At 61.4% G+C, this 5,040-nt stretch carries 4 protein-coding genes; all 4 read left to right on the forward strand.

The window, feature by feature from the left end:
* The first annotated feature begins 195 nt into the window (after nt 1-195).
* Nucleotides 196-618: a 50S ribosomal protein L17 gene (gene rplQ, locus ACK4R0_RS07010; protein ID WP_409672272.1), complete on the forward strand. Its 423-nt coding sequence runs from the start codon at nt 196-198 to the stop codon at nt 616-618.
* Between the two features lie 218 nt (nt 619-836).
* Nucleotides 837-2,966, forward strand: a complete 2,130-nt coding sequence (locus ACK4R0_RS07015; RefSeq protein ID WP_409672275.1) for a prolyl oligopeptidase family serine peptidase — start codon at nt 837-839, stop codon at nt 2,964-2,966.
* Nucleotides 2,967-3,261: 295 nt separating this feature from the next.
* The gene (locus tag ACK4R0_RS07020; RefSeq protein WP_409672278.1) at nt 3,262-3,546 is read left to right on the forward strand and encodes a CPCC family cysteine-rich protein; all 285 of its coding nucleotides are present in this window, start codon (nt 3,262-3,264) and stop codon (nt 3,544-3,546) included.
* A 1,084-nt stretch (nt 3,547-4,630) separates the two neighbouring features.
* The coding region (locus ACK4R0_RS07025; protein WP_409672281.1) for a chromate transporter at nt 4,631-5,040 on the forward strand (410 nt) is incomplete at its 3' end.

The raw sequence follows: 5,040 nt of genomic DNA on the forward strand, positions 1-5,040 counted from the left end.
CCCCCGCCCGTTGTCGGTGCTCTCGCCCGCCCCCCCGGGGGTCGGCGCCCCCCCCCCCCGCGCGCCAATGTTGGCGACTTCCCCCCTCCCAACCCTCCCCCCTGAAGGGGAGAGGGCTTTTGGGTAACGGCAGAACCCTGATCTGCCAGGACCGGGGTACCTCAGACGGCCCCCTTACGAATGGAGTCCTGAAAAATGCGTCACGGAATTGGCAAGCGCAAGCTGCAGCGGACGAGCTCGCACCGTATCGCGATGCTGCGCAACATGGCAGCCTCGCTGATCAAGCACGAGCAGATCACCACCACGCTTCCCAAGGCACGCGAACTGCGTCCTTATGTCGAAAAGCTGATCACCCTGGCCAAGCGCGGCGGTCTTTCCAACCGTCGTCTGGCGATGGCGCGTCTGATGGACGAAACCCAGCTCGCCAAATTGTTCAACACCCTCGCACCGCGCTACGAGACCCGTGAAGGCGGTTACACCCGCGTTCTCAAAGCCGGCTTCCGCGCTTCGGACGCTGCCCCGATGGGCATCATCGAGCTCGTCGATCGCGACTTCAGCGCCAAGGGTCAGGACTCCGGTCCGGTGATGAGCGACGAAGACGAGTACGAAGGCGCGTAATCACGAATTGGCGGGGCTCACCCCGCCGTCATTCCCGCGAACTTAAGGAATCCCGCTTCTGCGCCAACGGCAGCACGAAAGCGGGACCCCCGCCTTCGCGGGGGTGACGAAAAGATTTGATGGCCCTTGAACGCTATCGCCGATTGCCAAACAGGCCGCGAATGTCCACATTCGCGGCCTGTTTTCGTTTGTCCAATCAATATCATAGGGGATCGCCAATGCGCATTCGCGCCAGTCTTGCCGCTTTGCTGGGGACCGCAGCCATGACATTATCCGCACCGCTGATCGCGCAGGAAGCGCCGCTGTCCTATCCTGTCACCGAAACCGTCGATACGGTCGAAGAGCAGTTCGGCGTCAAGGTGGCCGATCCCTATCGCTGGCTGGAAAACGACGTCCGCGTCGATCCCAAGGTCGCCGCCTGGGTCGAGGCGCAGAACAAGGTCACCAACGCGTATCTCGCCACCGTTCCGGGCCGCGCGCAGCTCGCCAGCCGGATGCGCGCGCTGTATGATTATGCCCGCACCGGCGTGCCGCGCGAGGCGGGTGGCCGCTATTTCTTCACCCGCAATTCGGGGCTGCAGAACCAGGCGGTGCTCTATGTCCGCGATTCAGCCGGAGCGGAACGCGTGCTGATCGATCCCAACGCCTGGGCCAAGGATGGCGCCACCGCGCTCGATGCCTGGGTGCCAAGCGAGGACGGATCCAAGCTGATCTATTCGGTGCAGGACGGCGGCAGCGACTGGCGCACCGTCCGCGTGCTCGATGTCGCCACCGGCAAGACGCTGGGTGACGAGGTCAAATGGGTCAAGTTCTCCGCGCTCGAATGGGACAAGGCGGGCAAGGGCTTCTATTATTCGCGCTTCCCCGAGCCCGACAAGGAAGGCGAGTTCCAGTCGCTCAACACCAACCAGGAAATCCGCTACCATCTTCTGGGCACGGCACAGGCGAACGATCCTCTGGTCTACGCGACGCCGCAGGAGCCGCAGCTCAACCACGTCGCCGAAGTCGCGGATGACGGCAGCTTCCTGCTGGTCACGTCGTCCTCCGGCACCGATGAGCGTTATCGGCTGACGATGATCGCGCTCGACGGCAGCGACGCGCGCCGGGTGATCGTGCCCGATCTGGTCAACGACTGGAGCATGATCGGTCTGGCGCAGGGCCGGATCTATTTCACCACCAACAAGGATGCGCCGCGCCTGCGCGTGGTCTCGATGGCGATCGACGGCAACGAGGGGGCGCTCGAGACGATTGTTCCCGAGGGCGAGGCGGTGATCTCGGGCGCGTCGCTGGTCGGCGGCAGGCTGGTGGTCAATTACCTGCAGGACGCGCGCAACGTCGTGAAACTGTTCGACCTGGCGGGCAAGCCGTCGGGTGAACTTCCGCTGCCGGGCATCGGATCGGTCGGCGGCTTCGATGGCGACCTCGATTCGACCGAGACGTTCTTCTCGTTCTCGAGCTTCAACCGTCCGACGACGATCTATCGCTATGACCTGACCTCGGGGCAGGTCTCGCCCTGGGCCGAGCCGAAGCTGGCGTTCAACCCCGATGACTATGTGGTCGAGCAGCGCTTCTATGCCAGCAAGGATGGCACCAAGGTGCCGATGTTCATCGTGCGCAAGAAGAGCGTCACCGGCCCAGCGCCGACACTGCTTTATGGCTATGGCGGCTTCAACATCTCGCTGACCCCCGGCTTCTCGCCGACGCGGCTGGCGTGGCTGGAGCAGGGCGGCGTCTATGCCCAGGCCAGCCTGCGCGGCGGCGGCGAATATGGCAAGGCATGGCACGATGCCGGGCGGCTCGCCAACAAGCAGAACGTGTTCGACGACTTCATCGCGGCGGGCGAGTATCTGATCGCCGAGGGCGTCACCGGCAAGGAGCAGCTCGCGATCGAGGGCCGCTCGAACGGCGGTCTGCTGGTCGGCGCGGTCGTCAACCAGCGGCCCGACCTGTTCGCTGCGGCGCATGCTGCGGTGGGCGTGATGGACATGCTGCGCTTCGATCGGTTCACTGCGGGGCGCTATTGGGTCGATGATTATGGCTATCCCGGCAAGCAGGCCGACTTCCAGACGCTGCTGAAGTACTCGCCCTATCACACGATCCGCAAGGCCGATTACCCCGCAGTGATGGTCTCGACCGCCGACACCGACGACCGCGTGGTGCCGGGCCACAGCTTCAAATATACCGCACGGCTGCAGGCGACAGAAGCTGGCGACAAGCCGCACCTGATCCGCATCGAGACGCGCGCAGGCCATGGTTCGGGCAAGCCGACCGACAAGATCATCGAGGAGTTCTCGGACATCTACGCGTTCCTCGCCAACTTCACCGGGCTGAAGATCGCGGGCGAATAGGCTTTACCCGCCTACCAACATCCGCTCAGCCTGAGCCTGTCGAAGACCCGCGCCAAAGGTCGGCGATCGAGTCTTGCCGTTTTCCGGCGAAAGCCGGAATCCAGAGCGACTGCAGTACAAGCTCACTCCTGGACTCCGGCGTTCGCCGGAGAACGGTTGGAAACAGGCGCGGGGGGCCTTCGACTCCGCTCCGGCTGAGCGGAAGAGTGGCGGCTTTGGAGCGTTTTTGGAAAAAAACTGCCGTTCTGCAAACGACCCCTTAGCAGACAAAGGCGATCGGTGTTATCTTGGCGCGATGAAGTTCAAGAACGTCTACAAGTCTGCGGAGGAGGGGCCTCATCATTGTCCCTGCTGTCACTGTCTCACGCTGAGCGAACGGGGCGGCTTCGAAATCTGCCCAGTGTGCTTTTGGGAAGATGATGGACAGGATGACCATGACGCAAACGAAGTTAGGGGCGGACCGAACGGTAAGCTTTCTCTCTCGGGGGCTCGCTCAAACTATCGAACCTTTGCGGCATGCGAAAAAAGCGCGTTGCAGCACGTTCGCCCACCGACGACCTCAGAAAGGGCTTCGACCTAACTTCCGTTTTCCACCCATAATCAGTCGTTCATGACGGATCGGCGCATACCCAAAACCTGCCTTGCAGCTTTGGCCCTAATTTCGCCAGAACCGGAAATTCTTTTTCCGACCCCATAGCTGTCATAGCTTTTCGCTGATAACTAACAGCTATGGAACCTCGGTATCGACACTGCGAGTTACTCTCCGCCGACTCGAAACTTCGATTGGCTATCTACGATCGAGCAGATTTTCGCTACATGATCGTAGAGGAGCGCGTTCGCAGCTATGAAGCTGGGGACGAGTGGAAACCAGAATACGTATCGTTCCCCTGCAATGCGCGCTGGGAACCATTTTGGCAGATTTGGGCGCAGCCCCGTTCTGGTGTCTTCGGGTCTATCGAAGATGCGTTGAGCGAAGGAAGGCGTATACTCGCAAGCGGCAGCTAACCACCCACCATCAGCCGTTCCCGCCGGATCGGCGCATACCCAAAACCTGCCTTGCAGCTTTGGCCCTAATGTCGCCAGAACCGGAAATTCTTTTTCCGACCCCGTTGCGGACCATGATCAAACCAGTATCTTCGTCGTACAATAATGGCACCCAGGGCGAGGCAATCGATGCCCCTTTATACATACGTAATGTCTCACAAAGGGAGCACGAAAGTGTTCCAAGATAGAAGTAGCAACTACACTGGATTCTTGCTCGAACCGATCGCGGCGATGTTTCCCGAACTTAAGCCTGCTTATGGAGATTTGATGCGAATGAGACCGGCGGCAGTGTCTGGCGCGGCTCGGACTTGGGGTTGTTCTCTGGATGTTTCCGGATCAGTGTTCACGCTTCATGTGGTCGAGACACGCGAATAGCGATTGTGTTGGCCGCTAACCACCCAATCCCGGACGTCTGGCTCCCCATCGCATTCCCCCAAAAAGCCGTCCTTCAAGCGGTTCCGTGCCATTGTGCCGAAGGCTACGCAAAATCCGTTGCGCCGCTGGCCGTTCGTGATAATCACAAGACATCGGGGTCAGGCAAACCCCCGGTCAGGTGCATTGCCCCAAGCGTTGCCGTTGATGATCCTGCGTTTTCGCAGGGTTTAAGGCTATGGGGCGATATGACGACCAACATCCCCACATTCTTAGAATTGGTCCGCGTCTTCGCGCGGATCGGGCTGCTCAGCTTCGGCGGGCCGGCGGGGCAGATTGCGCTGATGCACAGCGAGCTGGTCGACAGGCACCGCTGGGTTGACGAACCGCAGTTCCTCCACGCGCTCAATTTCTGCCACCTGTTGCCCGGTCCCGAGGCGCAGCAGCTTGCGACCTATATCGGCTGGCGGCTGCACGGAGTGCGCGGCGGGTTTGCTGCGGGGATGCTGTTCCTGCTGCCGGGGGTCGCGGTGATCATGGCGCTGTCGGTGCTCTATGCCTATGCTGCCGGGCTCGGCTGGTTCGGCGCGTTGTTTCTGGGCATCAAGGCGGCGGTGCTCGCGGTGGTGCTGCAGGCGCTGGTCCGCATCGCCGGGCG

Source organism: Blastomonas sp. (genome assembly GCF_046294995.1).
Taxonomy (GTDB): domain Bacteria; phylum Pseudomonadota; class Alphaproteobacteria; order Sphingomonadales; family Sphingomonadaceae; genus Blastomonas.